Here is an 18957-nt window from a genome sequence, read left to right as displayed (position 1 = left end):
TATTAAAAGGAGAGATAATCAATGACTGTGAATATAAAAAAGGGCACGCTTGCAGATCTAGGCTTACTTCAAGAAATCAGTGTTAAAACATTTAATGAGACATTTAAAAGTCAAAATTCACCTGAAAATCTAAAAGCCTACATGGAAAGAGCATTTAATTTAAAACGACTAGAAGAAGAACTATCCAATCTCTCATCAGAATTTTATCTAATTTATGCCAATGAGGAAATTGCCGGGTACTTAAAGGTAAACATTAATGATGCACAGTCTGAACAGATGGGCAATGATTCGCTTGAAATCGAGAGGATTTATATAGTAAGCAAATTTCAACAACATGGGCTTGGCAAACTCTTGCTGGATAAAGCTGTGGAAATTGCAAAGGAGCATAATAAAAAGAAAGTCTGGTTAGGTGTATGGGAACAAAACAAAAATGCTATTGCTTTTTATAAGAAAATGGGCTTTGTCCAAACTGGAGCCCACTCTTTTTACATGGGTGATGAAGAACAAAAGGACTATATAATGACCAAAATAATCGGATAATAATCCGTTCTGGATTAAAATATAGGGTACAGGGGTAAAGTATTAGAGAGGGAATGTCTTCTAAATCGAATGGGAAAGTTAATAAAAATGACTGAATGGAGAAGGCCAGATGAATACTAAGCGAATAACATTAATAATTTTCACTTTGGTTCTTGCCGTATTTTTAGCGGCTTGCACCCGGGTGGAGAGGGAAAACCAACCTGCTGATTTGAATCAGAATAATAGTAACCAGGAAGGGACGAATGGCATGAACCATAATCACATGAATCATTCAAGTTCCGGTGAACTGCCGGTAGGAATAAAAAAAGCGGCAAATCCCAAATTTAAAGTAGGAAGTAAAGCCGTCATGAACTCTGCTCACATGGAGGGAATGAATGGGGCTGAAGCAACCATTGTCGGCGCCTTCGACACTATCGCATATACCATTTCGTACACCCCGGCCACTGGCGGAGAAAAGGTAACGAATCATAAATGGATTATACATGAAGAAATCAAGGATGCCAGCGACAAAGCATACCGGCCGGGGGATGAAGTGATCGTAGAAGCGAACCACATGGAAGGTATGAAGGGGGCAAAGGCAGTAATTGACTCAGCGCAGCAAACGACTGTTTATATGGTTGATTATACATCGGCAACCGGTGAAGATGTGAAAAATCATAAATGGGTGACAGAAGACGAACTTTCGAATAAGTAACGACAATAGAGGCTGCCAGCGTATCCTATCGGATCCGGCAGCCTTTGTAATCTGTTAATGGGCAGATGAAATATTCTAACTAAAAAATGCAGTCTACCATGTCTGAGCCTCAAAAAGATCATGCAATCTGCGCAGGCGGTAAGCGTTCATGGCAAATTCTCGCAGCTCCTCAAGGATCGTGTAATTCGCCCACGCGCCTGCAAAAGCTCCGATTCCCGGCACCATCTGCAGCATTTTCCGGAAGTCGATGGCATCCCGATACTCGATCTGAAATGTCTCCCAGTCCATATTGCGGGAGTATTCGGCGTCAGAAAGCCATTGTTCCCTTTCAATATGCCAATTCTGGATGGAATAGAGCAGCCTCGCACGGTTTTCTTGCCCCGCAAATGTCATCTGAAATACCTTGAGAATGAATACCCGCTCGGAGAAGTGCTTGGTGTCATAACCATAAACATGTGCCAGCTCGAACAGAAATTTCATCTTGATCGCAATTAAAGCCGGAAAGTCTACCATGCTAAGCATAATTCCGCCAGCTCCCGTTCCAGCACCTTCGGCAACCGCGATTTTTTGGTACAGGGTAAACAGCTCTTGCGCTTCTTGATCGGCAGATTCCAGATCCAGAGCATATTCCACCTGACGGCTAGGCGTATATTCCGCACCGAACAGGGCCGTCCGAACGATTGATCGTATGGTGGTCGTAATGACGCTGTGCACCTTCGGGGGAATCAAATGATTAATTCGAGTACCTATGGTTTTTGATGTTTTTTCCAGCCACCCCGGCGTTTTGAACATGTTTTGTTCCCAGTCGGCAATTTCCCTCAGTACTTTACGTTCGTAATTCATGATCAATCGCTCCTTCAAAAGACTTAACTATATTTTAACGAAAATGTTTGCGATTCAAAAACCGTCCTCAGCAGGTATTGAACCTCGACCAAAGTCCAGCCTCGCATAAAGATTAAATAAGATGGGAACGTTTAACTCAAAGGCATTCAAGATTTTTCTTGACGAAAACCGTTTTCATATTTATTATTGTTGTGAAAATGATTATTGGAAGGTGGTCGCCTAAGTGAAACGATACTTTGAGAAGGCTCAAAAATTTGGTAAGTCCTTCATGCTTCCGATTGCCGTACTGCCGGCTGCGGGCCTATTATTAGGGATCGGCGGGGCTTTATCGAATGCGAATACAATCAAATCGTATCCATTCCTGCAAATAGACTGGCTGCAGCAAGTCTTTACTGTGATGAGCAGCGCCGGTAGCATTGTATTTGATAATCTCGCTCTGATTTTTGCCATTGGCGTTGCAGTAGGGATGGCAAGAGCCGATAAAGGAACGGCTGGTTTGGCTGCAGGTTTGTCCTATCTTGTCATGAATGCATCCATCAATGCCATGCTGGTCAATACCGGTCAGCTTGCCGAGGACAATCTGGCCGGAGCGGGACAAGGAATGGTCCTAGGGATTCAAACACTGCAGACAGGCGTATTAGGGGGAATCGTCGTCGGATTGGTGACGGCGTGGCTGCATAATCGGTATAACAAAATAGAACTGCCTCAGTTTCTCGGATTTTTTGGCGGTTCTCGATTTATACCGATTATTTCGTCCTTTGCCGCTATTTTTATCGGCATTGCTCTATTTTTGATCTGGCCGACGATCCAATCCGGAATATCAGGGCTCGGCAGCCTGGTCGACAAAACCGGTTATATCGGTACTTTGTTTTACGGGTTCTTCTTACGGATGCTTGGTCCTCTTGGACTGCATCATATCTTCTATCTTCCTTTTTGGCAAACCGGGATCGGCGGCACCATGGAGATTGCGGGTAAGGTCTATGAAGGAACGCAGAATATCTTTTTTGCGCAGCTAGGGGATCCTTCAACCCAGAAATTCTTCATTGGTACATCGAGATTTATGTCAGGTCGTTTTATTACGATGATGTTTGGCCTTCTGGGTGCGGCACTTGCTATTTACCACACCGCGAAGCCGGAACGCAAAAAAGTCGTTGGCGGGCTTATGCTGTCTGCCGCTCTGACTTCATTTTTAACCGGGATTACAGAGCCGCTTGAATTCTCCTTCTTGTTCGTAGCTCCGCTCTTGTATGTTATCCATGCTATTTTCGATGGGCTGGCGTTCATGCTGTCTCATATCTTTGAGATTACGATCGGCCAGACGTTCTCCGGCGGGCTCATCGACTTTATCCTGTTCGGCATTTTGCAGGGCAATGATAAAACGAACTGGATATTTGTGCCGATCATCGGAGTCATATGGTTCCTGCTGTACTACTTCACGTTCAGGGTCTTGATCGTCAAGTTGAATCTGAAGACGAGCGGACGCGAGGATGAAGCCGTATCTGATCAAGAGTCAGGTGCACAAGAGGATAGCGGTGCGTCTGTGCAAACCGGACATGCTAGATCAGTTGCCATATTGAACGCGTTGGGCGGAAAGGACAATATTACGGAATTGGACTGCTGCGCTACCCGGCTTCGGGTCTCCGTTGTCGATAAAGATAAGGTACAGAAAGAGGCATTTACGGAAACTGGAGCCAAAGGGGTCGTTTTTGTCGGGAATGGCGTGCAAGTGATTTACGGACCTCAGGTAACCGTGATCAAGAATGAAATTGAAGAATATTTGGAAACGGAGTAGTTACAATGAAGGATATAGACCAATTAGGCTTAAAAGGCGGCCTTGTTGTATCATGCCAAGCATTGGAGCATGAACCGCTGCACAGTCCGTATATCATGAGCAGAATGGCTGTTGCAGCTGCAGAAGGCGGTGCAGTTGGGATCCGAGCCAATACGGCACAGGATATCAAAGAAATTAAAAACCAGGTTGACCTTCCCGTAATTGGGATTGTAAAAAGAAACTACGGAACCAATCCGGTATTTATCACGCCGACGATGCGGGAAATCGATGAGCTTGCCGAGACAGGTGCGGAAATTGTGGCTGTTGATGCAACACTGCGTACCAGACCCGACGGCAAGACATTGAAGGAGTTCGTCAGCGAGATTCGCAACAAATATCCTCATCTTTATTTGATGGCAGACATCTCAACAAGAGAGGAAGCCGTTTATGCAGAACAGCTCGGTTTCGATTTGATTTCCTCCACGCTCGTTGGTTATACAGAGGAGACAGCGGGGCAGAAAATCTATGATCAGGATTTTGCGATACTCAAGGACATTGTGTCGCATGTAAAGACCCCGGTTGTTGCAGAAGGGAACGTTATGACACCGGAGATGGCGGCGGATTGTCTTAAAGCAGGCGTTTATTGCGTCGTTGTTGGTGGAGCAATCACTCGCCCGCAGCAAATAACAGAACGTTTTGTGTCAGAGATCTCGAAGCTAAATCCGGCATCTTCCGAAAAATAAATTCATAAATAACAAAGAGCCAACTTGATGAAGTTGGCTCTTTGTTATTCTGCCGAGTACAAGGCCTGCAGGGTTTGTTGCCGTGCTTGTAATAATTTCTCATCTTCAAGCAAGAGAAGGGACAGGATGTCCAGGATATAAATGATAGCCAGCTGGCTATTGATGAAATTCCCGTCTCCCGATCGCCCGATATCCGGGGTGAATAGACAAATATCCGAAGCCTCAGATAGGGGAGTATGGTCAAAATTTGTGACTCCAATAATGGTGGCTCCTCTTTGTTTGGCGCCCTTCATTGCCTGACTTACCTCCGTTGTCAGTCCGGAGTTGGATAGTCCAATGACAAGGTCGTCTTTTCCCAGAAGGGAAGCACTCATGATCATCATATGCGAATCCGTTATGGCATCCGCTATGATATTCATCCGGGTGAGTCTGTATTTAAATTCCAAGGCGGAAAGCCCAGAGCTGCCCAGCCCGTAAATGTAGATTTTTCGGGATACCTTAATAAGCTCAACGACTTCTTCAATTTTTGCGGTATCCAGCATTTCGGCCGTAGCATTGATGATATCGTTGTATAGATTTTGTGTTTTGACAAAAAAGTCCGCATCATTACGAGGTTTTTGAACCTCCCGATTCAGTCGGATTTTAAATTCGACAAATGTATTACATCCAGCTTTTTTGCAAAAGCGAGTGATCGTCGATGTGGAAGCATTCGTGTGCGCAGCCAAATCTTTAATATTGATATTGTTAATGGATAACCGATTTCGCATGATGTAATCAGCAATTTCCTTTTCCTTAGCAGAAAAACGTTGATATTCAAGCTGCAGGATATCAATAACACTGGACGACATCGCAAAAAGCCCCATTTCATTATGTTAGTATATGTTCTATTCTACCAGCCAGCTGCCTTGAAGTAAAAAGACAGATGATTTTGTCATGCAAAGAGAGTATTTAGGATCAGCAGCACGATAGGTTTTTTATGGTTGGCGGTATAGGTTGACTCTCTCTTGTAAACCTGCCAAGACTTCTTCAGGGATCTCCCTGATTCTGATATCTCCGCCTAGGAAAAGCAGCCAATTGATTACTTCGGTTAATTCTTCGGAATGATGAACATGGATAAAAGTTTTTAAGGTGGCTGTAGTTTGATACGGGTTCGTATATGAAATTGAAAATTTTAAAGGATGGTATTTTTTGTACTGAGCAATCGCCTTTGGACCAAGATCAAGGACAAGGTTGCTGACTTCTTCCTGCTTGCTTAGCCGCTCTAAAATCTTTTTCTTACTTAATCTTCTTTTCGCTGCGTAGGGTTCTACGCTGGTGAGATTGTCGACAGGAATAATCCGTCTCTTCTCTTCCACCAAGTCAAAGCCTTCAATTTGCCATAGGCTTTTTTCACGATAAAGATGCAGGAGGTAAACGGGATAAGATTTTATTTCCGTGTCTTCTTTGATAGAAAGCAATAAATACCTGTCCACAAGAAGAATTTGGATCAGTTTTTCTAACATCGGATGGGGCAGGTCAGACAGATCAAGAAGATCTGGGTTATGGGGGTTGGTCCCTTCAAAAAGCAATATTTGATTCAAGAGCACAAGGTCATCCTGCTGGTTCTCCGAGATGAGGCCTAACAATTTTTCTGCTAAAGACTGACGACTCTTGAGATAAGGGAGCTGTTGATTTCTTGTGGCCATGAAGGCAATAAACAGAGCTTTAATCTCATTATCGGTAAAACGGACGGTGGGGAGGACAGAGTTGCTCATGACAAAATAACCGCCATCCCTTCCCACTTCAGCGACAAGCGGCATCCCCATCGCCTCAATTTCTCGGATATCTCGAACCGCTGTCGAACGAGAGATGTTAAATTCCCGCATGATTTCAGAAATGGTAAAGTGGGCGCGGTTGTTGATATACCGCATGATGGTATTAATCCTTTCAACTTTTTTCATCGGGCCCCCCTAAACAGTATCATTTTTTGACATGATTTAAGGTTATTATAAACCCATCAAGTGAAAAGACAAATCATTTGATAAATTTAGATAAGAGGAAGGTTTTAAATATGGCAAATTATATGCTTGAGGAAAAGGACAGCTTTATCGTTGTAGGTATTGGAATTGAGCTTAAGAGCGATTATACAGACTATGCTGGCATAAACAAGGAGAAGGCAGACTTCTGGGAGGCTGCCAAACAAGATGGAAGGCTTGACGCACTAAAGGCCGTAGCTATAAATGACTACATTTTTGCCGTCAACGAAGCGGTGAATAACAAAATGATGTATTATGCTGGCGTCATGACAGAGGCCACGCTACCAGAAGCTACCAGAGTTATTCAATTTCCTAAAGGGGAATATCTAGTGGTACAAGGGGAAGGGAACACGGCTGAGGAGTTGAGCAATATGCTTACTGGCATTGCCTTTGGACAAGTCTTGCCGGAAGCACAAAATTTCGCCTATGTTGGCGGGCCAAATGCAACGGTTGAAATGGGGCAGCGAAATGGCCTCGTATTTGGTGAAATATGGATTCCTGTGGTTCGAAAATAAAATGATCAGTGGTGCTTCCGCTGCGAGTTAATCGAAGCAGGTTCGAGGAAGTAACGCTCACAAAACTAAGTGAATGCTTCCGATGCAAGTTTTGCTCGAAGTAGGTTCAAAGAAGTAACGCTCACAAAACTTTTAGGAGAGATGAACATGTCCTATATCGTTGACTTTAAAAACGTATCTACGGCTGGTCTAGAGTCTTCACCCGTAGCAGAAGCGCTTGCTGGTTTACGAGCTAATGAAGCCCGTTATTTTATGAACAAATACAAACATGAATTTACGGTGGTACCCGCTAGTGAAAGCCAGGAGACGCTTGATTATGTGAACCGGATTTTAAAAGAAGAACGAGGTATTGAGTTTGCGGCCAAACCATTAGAAACGTCGCGTTTCCAAGTGGAAAATATCAAATGGACCTTCGTTTTTTATGAGGATGGTCTAGGGGTTAACGTCCTGTATACGATCGATGACCCTAAGAAGCGGGCCGTTGGCTTCAAGCTTTCTGAAGGGATGGAAGTTCCCAAGGAGCTGGAAGGGAAGTTCAAGTTTGCCAGGCAAAAATCTAAATTAGCTGGGACAATCCGGGGCTCGTTTTTCGTAATTAAGGGAGAGTATTGAGCTGCCGTTAAATAATCTATAACCTATGAATGAGTCAAAAAAAGCAGCGCAAGAACATGACGCTGGAATTATTTACAAAATAAAAAAGAACCTGGGCAATGTTGCCAGGTTCTTTTGTGATTGCTCATAAAGAAGCACGATGATATAATTAAATCGTCATTGCTGCTGTAATGCGGGCATAATTGTCGCATCTTACAACTCGAGTATACCATGCCCGAGAAGCTCTTGTCAAAGATTTTTTCTCAATCCAATGGTTAGGGGAGATGTGGAATGGGTTCTCTGGTTCTCGGTTTCCAGGAAATCGAAAAAAATCAGCTTATGCTCGTTGGCGGGAAAGGATTAAATTTAGGCATATTATCAAAAATGGAAGGAATACATGTACCTGAAGGATTTTGTGTGACCACCGTGGGATATCAGCAAGCCATCGCACAAAACGTTACGTATCATGCTTTATTGGATCAACTAACCATGCTAAACGTAGATGATCGAGACCAACTTGCGGAAATCTGCAAGAAGATCAGGCAAACCGTTATGGAAGCAGAAATTCCTTCTGATGTTGTGGAAGCAGTGACGGAGCATCTCTCCCGGCTTGGCAAGGAGCAGGCTTATGCTGTCCGTTCTAGTGCGACAGCGGAGGATTTGCCACATGCCTCTTTTGCGGGCCAACAAGATACTTATTTGAATGTCGTCGGCACAGAAGCCATTCTGCGGCATATTCGCAAATGCTGGGCTTCCCTGTTTACGGATCGTGCGGTGATCTACCGTATGCAAAATGGATTCGACCACCGTCAGGTTTGCTTGTCCGTGATCATTCAAAGGATGGTTTTCCCGCAGGCTTCGGGAATTTTATTTACCGCTGATCCGGTCACTTCTAACCGAAAGCTCCTATCCATCGATGCAAGCTTCGGACTTGGAGAAGCGCTGGTCTCGGGCTTGGTTTCCGCCGATGGTTATAAAGTACGGGATGGGGAAATTGTCGAGAAGAGGATAGCAACCAAAACATTGGCCGTCTATGGCCAAAAAAGAGGCGGAACCGAAACACAGCAGATCGATCCTAATCAGCAAAAGACGCAAGCACTTACTGATGAGCAAATTTTACAACTGGCACGCATCGGAAAACAGATCGAAGCTTATTTCGGCCAGCCGCAAGATATCGAATGGTGTTGGGTTAACGATACATTCCACATTGTCCAAAGCCGGCCGATCACGACGTTATTCCCGATCCCTGAAGCGAATGATCAAGAGAACCACGTCTATGTATCCGTTGGTCATCAGCAAATGATGACGGACCCCATAAAGCCATTGGGGTTGTCTTTTTATCTGTTAACGACTCCTGCACCCATGCGTGAAGCTGGCGGAAGGCTGTTTGTCGATGTGACACCTCTGCTGGCTTCGCCAGCCAGCAGTGAAGCCATACTAGATTCCCTGGGCCAGTCCGATCCGCTCATTAAAGATGCGCTTGTAACCCTCATAGAGCGGGGGGATTTTATAAAAATGTTGCCGGATGAGAACAAAGACCGGAGCCCCGGCCCAAGTAATAACGGTACATCATCAGCGGATTTTCAAGCACCAATCGAACCCGATCCGTCCATGGTTTCTGATTTGATGAAGCAGAGTCAAACCTCGATTGAAACGTTAAAACAGCAAATCCAAACGAAATCCGGAGTGGATTTGTTCGATTTTATCCTCAAGGATATCCAGGAATTAAAGAGGATTTTATTTGACCCGCAAAGTTTGGCTGTAATCATGGCTGCTATGGATGCTTCAACATGGATTAATGATAACATGAACAAGTGGTTGGGTGAAAAAAACGCAGCTGACACGATTTCCCAATCAGTACCGGGCAATATTACATCTGAGATGGGCTTGGCATTATTAGATGTCGCAGATGTGATCCGTCCTTATCCGGAAGTCATTGAATATTTGCAACAGGTCAAAGAGGATGACTTTAGGGATGAGCTGCTTCAGTTGGAGGGAGGGCAGGAAACCAAAAATGCGATCGATGCTTATCTGGACAAATATGGCATGCGATGTACCGGTGAAATTGATATTACCAGAACCCGTTGGAGCGAAAAACCAGTTGCGCTTGTCCCGTTCATTCTTGCTAACATCAAAAAATTTGAGCCTCATGAAAGCCGCCGTAGATTTGAGCAAGGGCGACAGGAAGCTTTGGCCAAAGAACAAGACTTATTAAATCGATTAATGCAATGTTCAGATGGCGAACAAAAAGCCTGCGAAACCAAACAAAGAATCGACCTCATCCGGAATTTCAGCGGGTTTAGGGAATATCCCAAATACGGCATGGTTCAACGCTACTTCGTTTATAAACAGGCTTTACTGAAAGAGGCCGATCGACTTGTACAAGCTGGCGTTATTCATGACAAGGAAGATATATACTACCTCACTTTTGACGAACTTCACGAAGCCGTCCGCACCCATGAACTGGATTACCAGATTATCAATAAACGAAAAGACGAATACAATTTTTTTGAAAAACTAACTCCGCCGCGTGTGATCACGTCTGATGGTGAAATCATTGCAGGGGAGTACAAACGAGACAATCTTCCAGCCGAAGCGATTGCAGGTCTGCCTGTTTCTTCCGGAATGATCGAGGGGCGGGCACGGGTCATCTTAAACATGGAGGATGCAGATTTAGAAGAGGGAGATATATTAGTCACCCCCTTTACAGATCCTAGCTGGACACCATTGTTCGTATCCATCAAAGGCCTGGTCACCGAAGTAGGTGGATTGATGACGCATGGAGCAGTTATTGCGCGTGAGTATGGCATACCGGCTGTTGTTGGTGTAGAAAATGCCACCCATCTGATCAAGGACGGGCAGCGTATTCGCGTGCATGGAACAGAAGGGTATGTCGAAATATTGTTGTAATGACTAATATTAATATGTAATGGTGAACAGGTCCCCCTATGCTGTCATAGCGGGGACCTGTTCATGCCTCTTTACAAAGCAGGGCTGCTAAAACTGTTAATTAGAACACACTGCGTACTAGTCCTCCGTCTATTCTTAACGCAGAACCATTAATGGCCGAAGAGAGTGGACTGCTTAAAAAGGTAACAAAATGTGCAATTTCCTCTGGCTGAATAAGCCTTTGAATAATGGAGGTTGGCCGGTTCTCTTTCATAAATCGCTTTTCGGCTTCTTCTAATGTCAATTTCTCGTTGGGATAAAGGGTATTTAACATCGTTTCTACTCCTTCTGTTAAAGTGGAGCCAGGCATAACCGTATTGACAGTCACATTTGTTCCTGTAGTCAACTCGGCTAAACTGCGGGAGAGCGAGAGCTGCATCGTTTTAGTGGCGCTATAATGAGCCATTTCTTGAGATGGAATAATTGCTGCTTCGCTAGCGATAAAGATGACTCTGCCTTCTTTTTTGTGAATCATTTGTTTTAGGTAATGGCGAGTCAATCGGACTCCACTCATAATGTTGACTTCAAATAGCTTGAACCAATCTTCATCAGAAATAGCAAAGTATTCTACAGGCTCAAAAATGCCAAGATTGTTAATAAGAATGTCTATTTCAGAGTACTGCTGAAGGCAGATCTGGACTTCTTCCTGTTGTTAAATCTTGCATCAAGTTTAAAACCGACTGTATTTTTACTATAATAAAAATAAAGAAAAACATACAAGCGAGGATGTATCATGACCAAACATCGGATTTATACAACGAGTGTCGCAAGTGTCTACCCGCATTATGTTACGAAGGCGGAGAAAAAGGGGCGTACGAAAACAGAAGTCGATGAAATCATTTGTTGGTTGACAGGATATAGCCAGGAAGAGTTAGAAGCGCAACTGGAGCAAAAGACAGACTTTGAGACATTCTTTGCGGAAGCTCCCCAACTGAATCCTTCGCGGGCTTTAATCAAAGGTGTGGTCTGCGGTGTCCGAGTGGAAGACATTGAAGAACCTTTGATGCAGGAAATTCGTTATTTAGATAAGCTGATCGATGAGCTTGCAAAGGGAAAAGCAATGGAGAAAATTTTGCGTAAATAATAAAAGAGGGAGTGTTCCGAGCGGCCATGCGGTCTTGCGAAGAGCGCTCCTATTTGTTTGCCGGCGTCAAGTTTGACAATTTGGCGATGAACGAAGTGCGTTCAGGACTAGCGGCCTATTGTTGCTTTACACGCGGATAAGGTGTAAGACTAAAGATGAAGAATATGATTTGGGGAAGGTGACAATGGCAAATATCAATGATATAGCGTCCCGTGCAGGAGTTTCCGTATCGACAGTATCCAGGGTGCTTAATAACCATCCTTATGTTTCTGAAACGAAGCGCGCAGCTGTACAGCGTGTGATTGATGAATTGGACTATACGCCCAACCGTTCAGCTATAGACTTGATTCGCAAGGAAACAAGAAGTATCGGTGTGATCATGCCTTACAACAACAATCAAGCCTTTGATCAACTTCTTTATGGTGTGCTTAACCGATCGGTTGAACGGGATTATACCACGGTGGTCCTGCCTACAAAGTATGACCCGGACAAAGAGCTTAGCTATTTTAACATGCTGAAAAATAAACAGTTGGATGGGATCATCATTACCTCACGGTCCAACACCTGGGAACGCATTATTCCATATACAAAGTATGGAACGATCGTCGCATGCGAATTTACGGAGCATCCTGAGATTGGCTGTGCATATATGGATCGATTTGCTTCATTCATAGACACTTTTCAACTGCTAAAGGATAAAGGACATTCCCGGGTTGCTTTTACGACTGCAAGGGGAGAAGAGAGCAACAGTACTCAACTGACGATAAAAGCATATAAGCACATATTTGGCGAACTGCCGCCCGCATACCATATTAGGGATTGCTATAGCATTGATGACGGGGTAAGAGCGGCTCAGCAACTGCTTAATATGGATCATAGACCGACTGCAGTCTATGCGAACGGTGACGAGGTTGCAGCAGGTATTTATCAGTATGCTAGAAGCTTACAATTGGAGGTGCCAAAGGATTTGGCGATTATTGGCCAAGAGAATCAGCCGGTTGGAATTGGGCTGCGCCTCTCCACGGTTGATCATCAATTGGTTAAAGTGGGTGAATCGGCCTTTGACCTTGCCATTGGGAAGTCAAGGGATAAGGTAGAGATTCCTTATCACATTATTGTGCGCCAATCGATATAGCTATTGACCTGAAATGGATTTCAGCGGGAACTGACCGGGCAGGATCTCGTGTTAGTGCTGGGGATACCAGGGGCTGTCTCCTTGCGCCAACTAGGTATTGAAGACAGGGGTAGTAACGTCCAAGACAAAACAAGAGTTTCTAGATGAGCAAGATGTAAAGAGCATATATGCTTAAAAAGCTGCATATCAGCGGCTTTTTGTGTTTTAAAGATTACGATAAGCCTAATGTCTGTCTGATGAGAACGCTAGGGGGCAAACGATTCCATCCACACGGAACAACGGCGAAGAGACCGCGAGCCGCTTAATTTAAATCTTTGTGGATTTATCTTGGTTGGAGGGACAAATAGCTATTATCGCTCCACGACTTCAATCTGGTTCTATCCCAAGTCAAAGAAAAATGAGCTAGGACTTCATTGCCTGAGCTCATTTTCTTTGAAGCGGTGTATTTTTCAATATCTCCACTTATATGTTTGTTTTCGATAAAGCAAGTTGATCTTCAGGCAGAGCCTTCGATGAACCATCGTTATGAAGAACACTCCTCCATGAATAACGCGGTTCATATCCAAGTATATCCCTTGCCTTATCTATTGCCATCAGCGTCTCATGTCCCTGAACCTCTCTCTTTAAGGGCACATTTGGAAAAAATCGTTTGACTAAATCCTGGCTAAGATCCGGCATGATGGTATCCGGGGCAGTGATATGGAATACCTGATTACCTAAATTGTCCTTCTCTATTGCAAGAAGACAGGCATTAGCTGCATCTCTAACATCGCAATAGGCCCAGGCGTTTTTCTTTTGAATATTCTTTTGTTCTTCATTCCAATGCATAATAGGGATTTTTTCATACTCATCAGGTTCATACATATTCGCGAAACGAAGAGTGACGAGCTGTTGATTCGTAAGTTTATGATACATGCCTGTTAGGTGTTCTGTTAGCAGTTTAGCCATGGCATAGGATGACTTTGCAGTAGTTGGATGCTCTTCATCAACAGGTAGGTAATCCAGTTGTTCCGGGACAAACGGATAGCCCAAAACCGTTTCGCTTGAAGCCCATACCAGCTTTGGGATTTTAAAATCTTTACATGCTTCAAGAATGTTAAAATTAACTAGCATATTATTCTCGAATATCGCCTGGGGCGTATTCCTTACATCAGTTGGGATATTCCCAAGATGGACAACGGCATCACTTCCCATTAAAAGCTGACAGACTTGACCATAATCACGTAGCTCCGCTTGAATAAAATTTTTTGATGCAGATTCTTCGCGTAATAATCGATCTGTGGCTATAACATCATGACCAGCTTCCAATAGGGTTCTTACCGCCCAACGGCCGATTTTTCCGGCTGCTCCTGTCACCACTACCTTCATCATTTCCACCCCTTATTCATATTTCCGGCAAAGCAAGCTCATCTTAAATCGCTGTTATACTTCCCGTTACAATATGGTTTTATTACTCTGCATTTACGCAGCATGCGATATTCTCGGCCTTCATGTTTTTAAAACCCAGTCTTGCCCTGAACCGGGGACAAGACTGGGTTTTGCTGAAAACATTATTTTGGGCTATGACGTCCGCCATTGAGGATTTTGTACTGGTTGCAAACATTGTTGCGAGTGGAACAGCATAATAATTGCTCGTATTCATGAGTTGCTTAGGTGCATTAAGATAGTGGTAGCGGGAGAACGTACTGATGATTGGTAGATTATCCAAATGAGAATAGTATAATACGAAATATTCGAGCGTTTTTAATCCATATCCGGGCGTGATTGATGGGGCCAAGTTGGGGATACCTTAGCACTTGCATGAATGTTGTATGGTCTAAGTTGGAAAGAAAAAACAAGGGGGAGAATAGAAATGGGGAATCTTGAGTTCAACAAGATATGGGCAACTCCCAAAAATACCATAGCGGCAGGTCGTCGTCATACTGTTGGTCTTAAATCGGATGGCACGGTGACGGCTGTTGGTCAAAATAAGGTAGGTCAATGCGATGTGAGCGACTGGAGCGGTATTATGGCGATAGCGGTGGGTAGTCATCATACCATCGGGCTTAAATCGGACGGTACGGTGGCAGCTGTGGGCTGGAATGAGTATGGTCAATGCAATGTGAGTGATTGGTGCGATATTGTAGCAGTTGCGGCAGGTTGCGCTCATACCATCGGCCTTAAATCAGACGGCACGGTGATGGCTGTGGGTGATAATGAATATGGCCAATGCGATGTAAGCAGTTGGGCCAGTATCCAACTACCCGGCGGTAAGGAGTGGTAAGAATTCATTGATACAAATGCATTACTCAAAGCATTAAAATCTGTTGGTATGATTCAATCCAGTGTTGGAAATTGAAAGAGAAAGATGAAGAGCCGCCAGTTATTGACAGTAATGAATTTAGAAAAATAGAAAGTGAATAATTTGAATCTAAGAAAAGAAAGCTCTAACTACAGAGTTTTCTTTATATATATTGGTCAAAGAATGACGAAGGAGGGATTTTTATATGCAATATGGACCTGATCCTAATGCAATCTACCCAAATGAGGCAATTAAAAGTATATGCTATATTAAAAACGTTGTAACACGCTCAAATATTATTGTCGGTGACTACACATATTATGACGACATCAACGGGGCTGAAAAGTTTGAAGAGCATGTTACACATCATTATGAATTTATAGGAGATAAGCTGATTATCGGAAAATTTTGCGCAATAGCAAAGGGTATTGAATTTGTAATGAATGGGGCAAACCATAGAATGTGCAGTGTCACTACCTATCCATTTAATATTATGGGCCATGGTTGGGAGAAAGCGACTCCGACACTGGCAAACTTACCCCTTAAAGGTGATACTGTGATTGGAAACGATGTATGGATCGGTCAAAATGTGACCGTAATGCCCGGTGTACATATTGGAGATGGGGCAATTATTGCAGCCAATTCTGTTGTTGTAAAGGATGTTCCCCCTTACCATATTGCAGGCGGGAATCCTTGCAAAGTCATTAAGAAAAGATTTGACGATGAACTCATCGATTATCTCCTTCTCATTAAATGGTGGGATTGGCCTGCTCGTAAGATATTTGATAATCTTGAAACACTATGCAGCGGGGATCTGACAAAAATCAAGAGAATTTATTAGCTCATTATTAGCAAAATAGGGCATTCTCGGGGAAATCCCGTTACACGGAACCCAACCTTTCGTCCTTATACAGGATGAAGGGCTTTATCTTTTATTCAAAAGACTTGATTTCTAGAAAACAAAAGTATATGATTGACCCATCAACCATTGATGAGTCAATGAATTGAAGGGGGTCTATATCATCTCTGCATGTCATACAGAAGACCTGCTGTACTTGCTAATGCATCTGAATAAGCATATTGCGACTCGGTTTGAGCGATGTGCTGGAGTAAGTCCCAATCGGTTGGAACTCCTCTGCAAACTGACGGGTGGCGAAATTAGCCAGTCGGATCTGCAGAAGGCAGTGTCTATTGATCCAGCTGCTGTAACCCGTCATGTTCAGCAGTTGGAAGCGGAAGGAATGCTTCTGCGAACCAGATGTGAGAATGACAACCGGATTACATTAGTTCAGTTAACCGAAGTGGGCAAATGTAAAGTAGCAAGGTTTAGAAGGGAGAAAGATCGATTTATGGAGGAACTGCAGGCAGACCTTACAGAATCAGAACGACTTGCGTTTGTTCAAGTGTTGCAGAAGTTGAACAGCCAGATTCAACAGATGAAAGAACCAAGTAAGACCAATTAACTTATAGAGATTAAAGGAGAGAATATCATGACTGTAACATCCCTAAACAATAATTATAAAGAAATTATTACTTCCCGTCGCTCTGTGCGGGTATATGACCCATTGGTCAAAATCAGCCATGAAGAAATGACTGAAATTTTGGAAGAAGCGACTTTGGCTCCATCATCCGTTAATCTTCAGCCTTGGAGGTTTCTTGTCGTTGATAGCCCAGAAGGAAAAGCAACGCTTGAAGAGCTTGCACCAGGCAACAAAACACAAGTTTCTACTTCTTCCGCAGTAATTGCTGTATTTGGAGATATGAACGCATTCGACTATGCAGATGAAATTATGGGGAGTGCAGTGGAACGCGGATATATGTCACAAGAGGTTAAGGATCAGATGATGGCAAACTATACCGATCTGTTCGGACGTATTCCAGCCCAGGCTTTCCGTGAAATGATCCTTATCGATAGCGGATTGGTTTCCATGCAACTTATGCTTGCTGCTCGTGCCCGTGGATATGACACAAACCCAATCGGCGGATACGATAAATCCCGAATTGCAGAAGCATTTGGTATGGAGAAAGACCGTTATGTACCGGTAATGCTCATCTCTGTAGGTAAAGCTGCCAAAGAAGCGCGTTTGACGACTCGTCTCCCTATAGATCGCATTGCGGAATGGAAGTGAGGTAACAGCGATGATTATTATCCATGCAGAAATGAATGTAACCAGTGAGTTAGAGGCAGAATTTTTGGAAGCCGTAAAAGAACTGATTGAGGCATCCCGTGCAGAAGCAGGGAACGTGTCGTATAAGCTCCTGAAGGAAACAGATAAGGATGACACATATCTCATGGTCGAACAGTGGAAAGACCAAGAAGCAGTAGTGGCTCACAATGCGAGCACCCATTTTCAGGCGTTTGTAGCTAAAGCTCCAAAATACTTGACAGCCCCGTTACAGGTTCAAGCTTTTTCAGGTCAACTTATCAACAAATAATTAACGATCTACAAGTAATGAAAGGCCACTCATAATTGAGTTGACCTTTTTTTGCTTTGCTTATCTACCTACTGCTCCATTTATATTTACTGAAATGTGGCGATCCTATCCTCTTAGACTGACGACCGCATTTGGCTAACGGGGCAGAACTGCTCAGCAAGCACGACTACATAAAAAGGAGGTCAACAAGTAAGTCTGGTGACCTCAGTGATGGTCTATGCTTCTGTATTAAGCGCCAACAAGCGTTTTAGGTTGCGAAACCTTATCTGTTACTTTTGCTCCGCAAGTAAACTAATCTTCTAATGCAAAAAAAATCGGTTTCGAGTCACTCTAAGTGATCCAGAACCGATCTTTTTTCCAGGCTGTCATTTACGATCGCCATTTAAAGGGGATCGTGTGATGAAATTGCGCCAACTGATTACGTTACGAAAGGTTGCATCCACATTGAGTTTCACTCCGGGCCACTATAGTTTTCTTGCTTTGATTACAAACGTTGCAGGAAGCATCTTTGCTTTTTTTGCAAAATCGCTATTATCGTCCCGCGACTTCATAATTTCATCATCGGATTCCTCAACCATTTGCTCAATTACAAATCCGGCTTTTGAGAGCGCATTCACATAGGTTGATAGCTTACGATCCGATAAGTTTAGCGTGCCTTCACCAAGAGATACCGAATACCAGGATTCATCGAAATAACATTTTTTAAAAGCAAGCATATTATTTTCTACAGCAACACATTTATGTATAGGGTGAGACCAACTGAAAATAAATACACCGCCTTTTTTAAGGTAAGAGGCGATCCGGCAAAAAGTACCCTCAAGGTCAGTGGTCCAGCCAATGGCATAAATCGAGTAAACAAAGTCAAAATAATTCACGGGTATGCCACATTCTTCTTCCATGGGAGCGCAGATAAATTTTGCTGAAAGGCCGCATGCCGTTAAATGTTGCTTTGCTTTTTCGATTTGTTTTTCTGATAGATCCAGAGCCCATAGTTCAGATGCTTTGCGTTTCCCTTGATATTGCAAGGAATGACCGGTTCCACAGCCTATTTCCAGCATCTTTTTCCCTGAGACATCGCCGAAAAGCTGGCATTTTTCTTCTGAGACATATGATCCATAGAAAGGAAGCGCGGTTGCCCCTAAGATGTCATTTCCTTTTGTGTCCCAAAAGATGCTGTTTGTTTTATGAATAGAATTCTTATCCATCTCGACCGAGATGGCGCTGCCAACCTCACCAGCACCTATAATGTTTGTTCTATACACAGAGTTCTTGTCCATGCCGAAGCCTTCCCAAGATATAATAAGACGAGTCTGAAAGTGTATTCTGACTTGTGCGCTATCCTGAATAATACACATGAAAC

General features: G+C 43.6%; 19 protein-coding genes and 1 pseudogene. 14 read left to right on the top strand and 6 right to left on the bottom strand.

The window, feature by feature from the left end; genetic code table 11:
• Positions 1-21 precede the first annotated feature (21 nt).
• A complete protein-coding gene (locus BN2762_RS17445; RefSeq protein ID WP_055108178.1) occupies positions 22-540 on the top strand; it encodes a spermidine/spermine N(1)-acetyltransferase in 519 nt (172 codons plus the stop codon).
• Between the two features lie 109 nt (positions 541-649).
• Positions 650-1234, top strand: coding sequence for a YdhK family protein (locus BN2762_RS17440; protein ID WP_055108177.1), 585 nt, complete (start codon positions 650-652; stop codon positions 1232-1234).
• 93 nt (positions 1235-1327) lie between these two features.
• Here BN2762_RS17440 and BN2762_RS17435 read toward each other — a convergent pair whose 3' ends face one another.
• Complete coding sequence (locus BN2762_RS17435; protein WP_055108176.1) at positions 1328-2077, bottom strand: EcsC family protein; 750 nt, start codon at positions 2075-2077, stop codon at positions 1328-1330.
• Positions 2078-2300: 223 nt separating this feature from the next.
• Between BN2762_RS17435 and ptsG the strand changes: the two genes are divergently transcribed.
• Positions 2301-3869, top strand: a complete 1569-nt coding sequence (gene ptsG, locus BN2762_RS17430; RefSeq protein WP_074048648.1) for a glucose-specific PTS transporter subunit IIBC — start codon at positions 2301-2303, stop codon at positions 3867-3869.
• 5 nt (positions 3870-3874) lie between these two features.
• Entirely contained in the window at positions 3875-4591 is a 717-nt protein-coding gene (locus BN2762_RS17425; protein WP_055108175.1) for an N-acetylmannosamine-6-phosphate 2-epimerase, read from the top strand.
• Between the two features lie 44 nt (positions 4592-4635).
• On the opposite strand, the gene BN2762_RS17420 is transcribed toward BN2762_RS17425, so the two are convergent.
• Positions 4636-5454: a MurR/RpiR family transcriptional regulator gene (locus BN2762_RS17420; RefSeq protein WP_230202534.1), complete on the bottom strand. Its 819-nt coding sequence runs from the start codon at positions 5452-5454 to the stop codon at positions 4636-4638.
• A gap of 111 nt (positions 5455-5565) precedes the next feature.
• On the bottom strand, positions 5566-6531 hold the full coding sequence (locus BN2762_RS17415; protein ID WP_055108173.1) for a helix-turn-helix transcriptional regulator: 966 nt from the start codon (positions 6529-6531) through the stop codon (positions 5566-5568).
• A 110-nt stretch (positions 6532-6641) separates the two neighbouring features.
• Here BN2762_RS17415 and BN2762_RS17410 point away from each other — a divergent pair, with 110 nt between their 5' ends.
• The 3 genes from BN2762_RS17410 to ppsA all read left to right on the top strand — a co-directional run bounded on the left by BN2762_RS17410 (position 6642) and on the right by ppsA (position 10622).
• Positions 6642-7121 (top strand): GyrI-like domain-containing protein, encoded by a 480-nt coding sequence (locus BN2762_RS17410; RefSeq protein ID WP_055108172.1) that lies wholly within the window; start codon positions 6642-6644, stop codon positions 7119-7121.
• A 147-nt stretch (positions 7122-7268) separates the two neighbouring features.
• Positions 7269-7733 carry a hypothetical protein gene (locus BN2762_RS17405; RefSeq protein WP_055108171.1) on the top strand — a complete coding sequence of 155 codons (465 nt, stop codon included), beginning with the start codon at positions 7269-7271 and terminating at the stop codon, positions 7731-7733.
• Positions 7734-8003: 270 nt separating this feature from the next.
• Entirely contained in the window at positions 8004-10622 is a 2619-nt protein-coding gene (ppsA, locus tag BN2762_RS17400) for a phosphoenolpyruvate synthase (RefSeq protein WP_055108170.1), read from the top strand.
• Positions 10623-10722: 100 nt separating this feature from the next.
• On the opposite strand, the gene BN2762_RS17395 is transcribed toward ppsA, so the two are convergent.
• Entirely contained in the window at positions 10723-11295 is a 573-nt protein-coding gene (locus BN2762_RS17395) for an SDR family NAD(P)-dependent oxidoreductase (RefSeq protein ID WP_083484990.1), read from the bottom strand.
• Positions 11296-11394: 99 nt separating this feature from the next.
• Between BN2762_RS17395 and BN2762_RS17390 the strand changes: the two genes are divergently transcribed.
• Both BN2762_RS17390 and BN2762_RS17385 read left to right on the top strand, forming a co-directional pair.
• Positions 11395-11745, top strand: a complete 351-nt coding sequence (locus tag BN2762_RS17390) for a DUF2200 domain-containing protein (protein ID WP_055108169.1) — start codon at positions 11395-11397, stop codon at positions 11743-11745.
• Between the two features lie 184 nt (positions 11746-11929).
• On the top strand, positions 11930-12880 hold the full coding sequence (locus BN2762_RS17385) for a LacI family DNA-binding transcriptional regulator (protein ID WP_055108168.1): 951 nt from the start codon (positions 11930-11932) through the stop codon (positions 12878-12880).
• A 462-nt stretch (positions 12881-13342) separates the two neighbouring features.
• Here BN2762_RS17385 and BN2762_RS17380 read toward each other — a convergent pair whose 3' ends face one another.
• The gene (locus tag BN2762_RS17380; protein ID WP_230202630.1) at positions 13343-14251 is read right to left on the bottom strand and encodes an NAD-dependent epimerase/dehydratase family protein; all 909 of its coding nucleotides are present in this window, start codon (positions 14249-14251) and stop codon (positions 13343-13345) included.
• A gap of 529 nt (positions 14252-14780) precedes the next feature.
• Between BN2762_RS17380 and BN2762_RS17375 the strand changes: the two are divergent.
• The 5 genes and pseudogenes from BN2762_RS17375 to BN2762_RS17355 form a co-directional block, all read left to right on the top strand.
• Positions 14781-15143, top strand: a pseudogene (locus BN2762_RS17375) (chromosome condensation regulator); the annotation flags it as partial.
• 223 nt (positions 15144-15366) lie between these two features.
• Positions 15367-16002, top strand: coding sequence for a Vat family streptogramin A O-acetyltransferase (locus BN2762_RS17370; RefSeq protein WP_055108165.1), 636 nt, complete (start codon positions 15367-15369; stop codon positions 16000-16002).
• A 163-nt stretch (positions 16003-16165) separates the two neighbouring features.
• Positions 16166-16624 carry a MarR family winged helix-turn-helix transcriptional regulator gene (locus tag BN2762_RS17365; RefSeq protein ID WP_055108164.1) on the top strand — a complete coding sequence of 153 codons (459 nt, stop codon included), beginning with the start codon at positions 16166-16168 and terminating at the stop codon, positions 16622-16624.
• Between the two features lie 27 nt (positions 16625-16651).
• Positions 16652-17290, top strand: a complete 639-nt coding sequence (locus BN2762_RS17360) for a nitroreductase family protein (protein WP_055108163.1) — start codon at positions 16652-16654, stop codon at positions 17288-17290.
• Between the two features lie 10 nt (positions 17291-17300).
• Positions 17301-17597 (top strand): putative quinol monooxygenase, encoded by a 297-nt coding sequence (locus BN2762_RS17355; protein WP_055108162.1) that lies wholly within the window; start codon positions 17301-17303, stop codon positions 17595-17597.
• Positions 17598-18061: 464 nt separating this feature from the next.
• On the opposite strand, the gene BN2762_RS17350 is transcribed toward BN2762_RS17355, so the two are convergent.
• Positions 18062-18874, bottom strand: a complete 813-nt coding sequence (locus BN2762_RS17350) for a class I SAM-dependent methyltransferase (RefSeq protein WP_055108161.1) — start codon at positions 18872-18874, stop codon at positions 18062-18064.
• Between the last annotated feature and the right edge of the window lie 83 nt (positions 18875-18957).

It is taken from the genome of Paenibacillus ihumii (genome assembly GCF_001403875.1).
GTDB lineage: Bacteria > Bacillota > Bacilli > Paenibacillales > Paenibacillaceae > Fontibacillus > Fontibacillus ihumii.
Note: the sequence above shows the minus strand (reverse complement) of the source record. Positions and strands in the feature narration are given on the sequence as shown.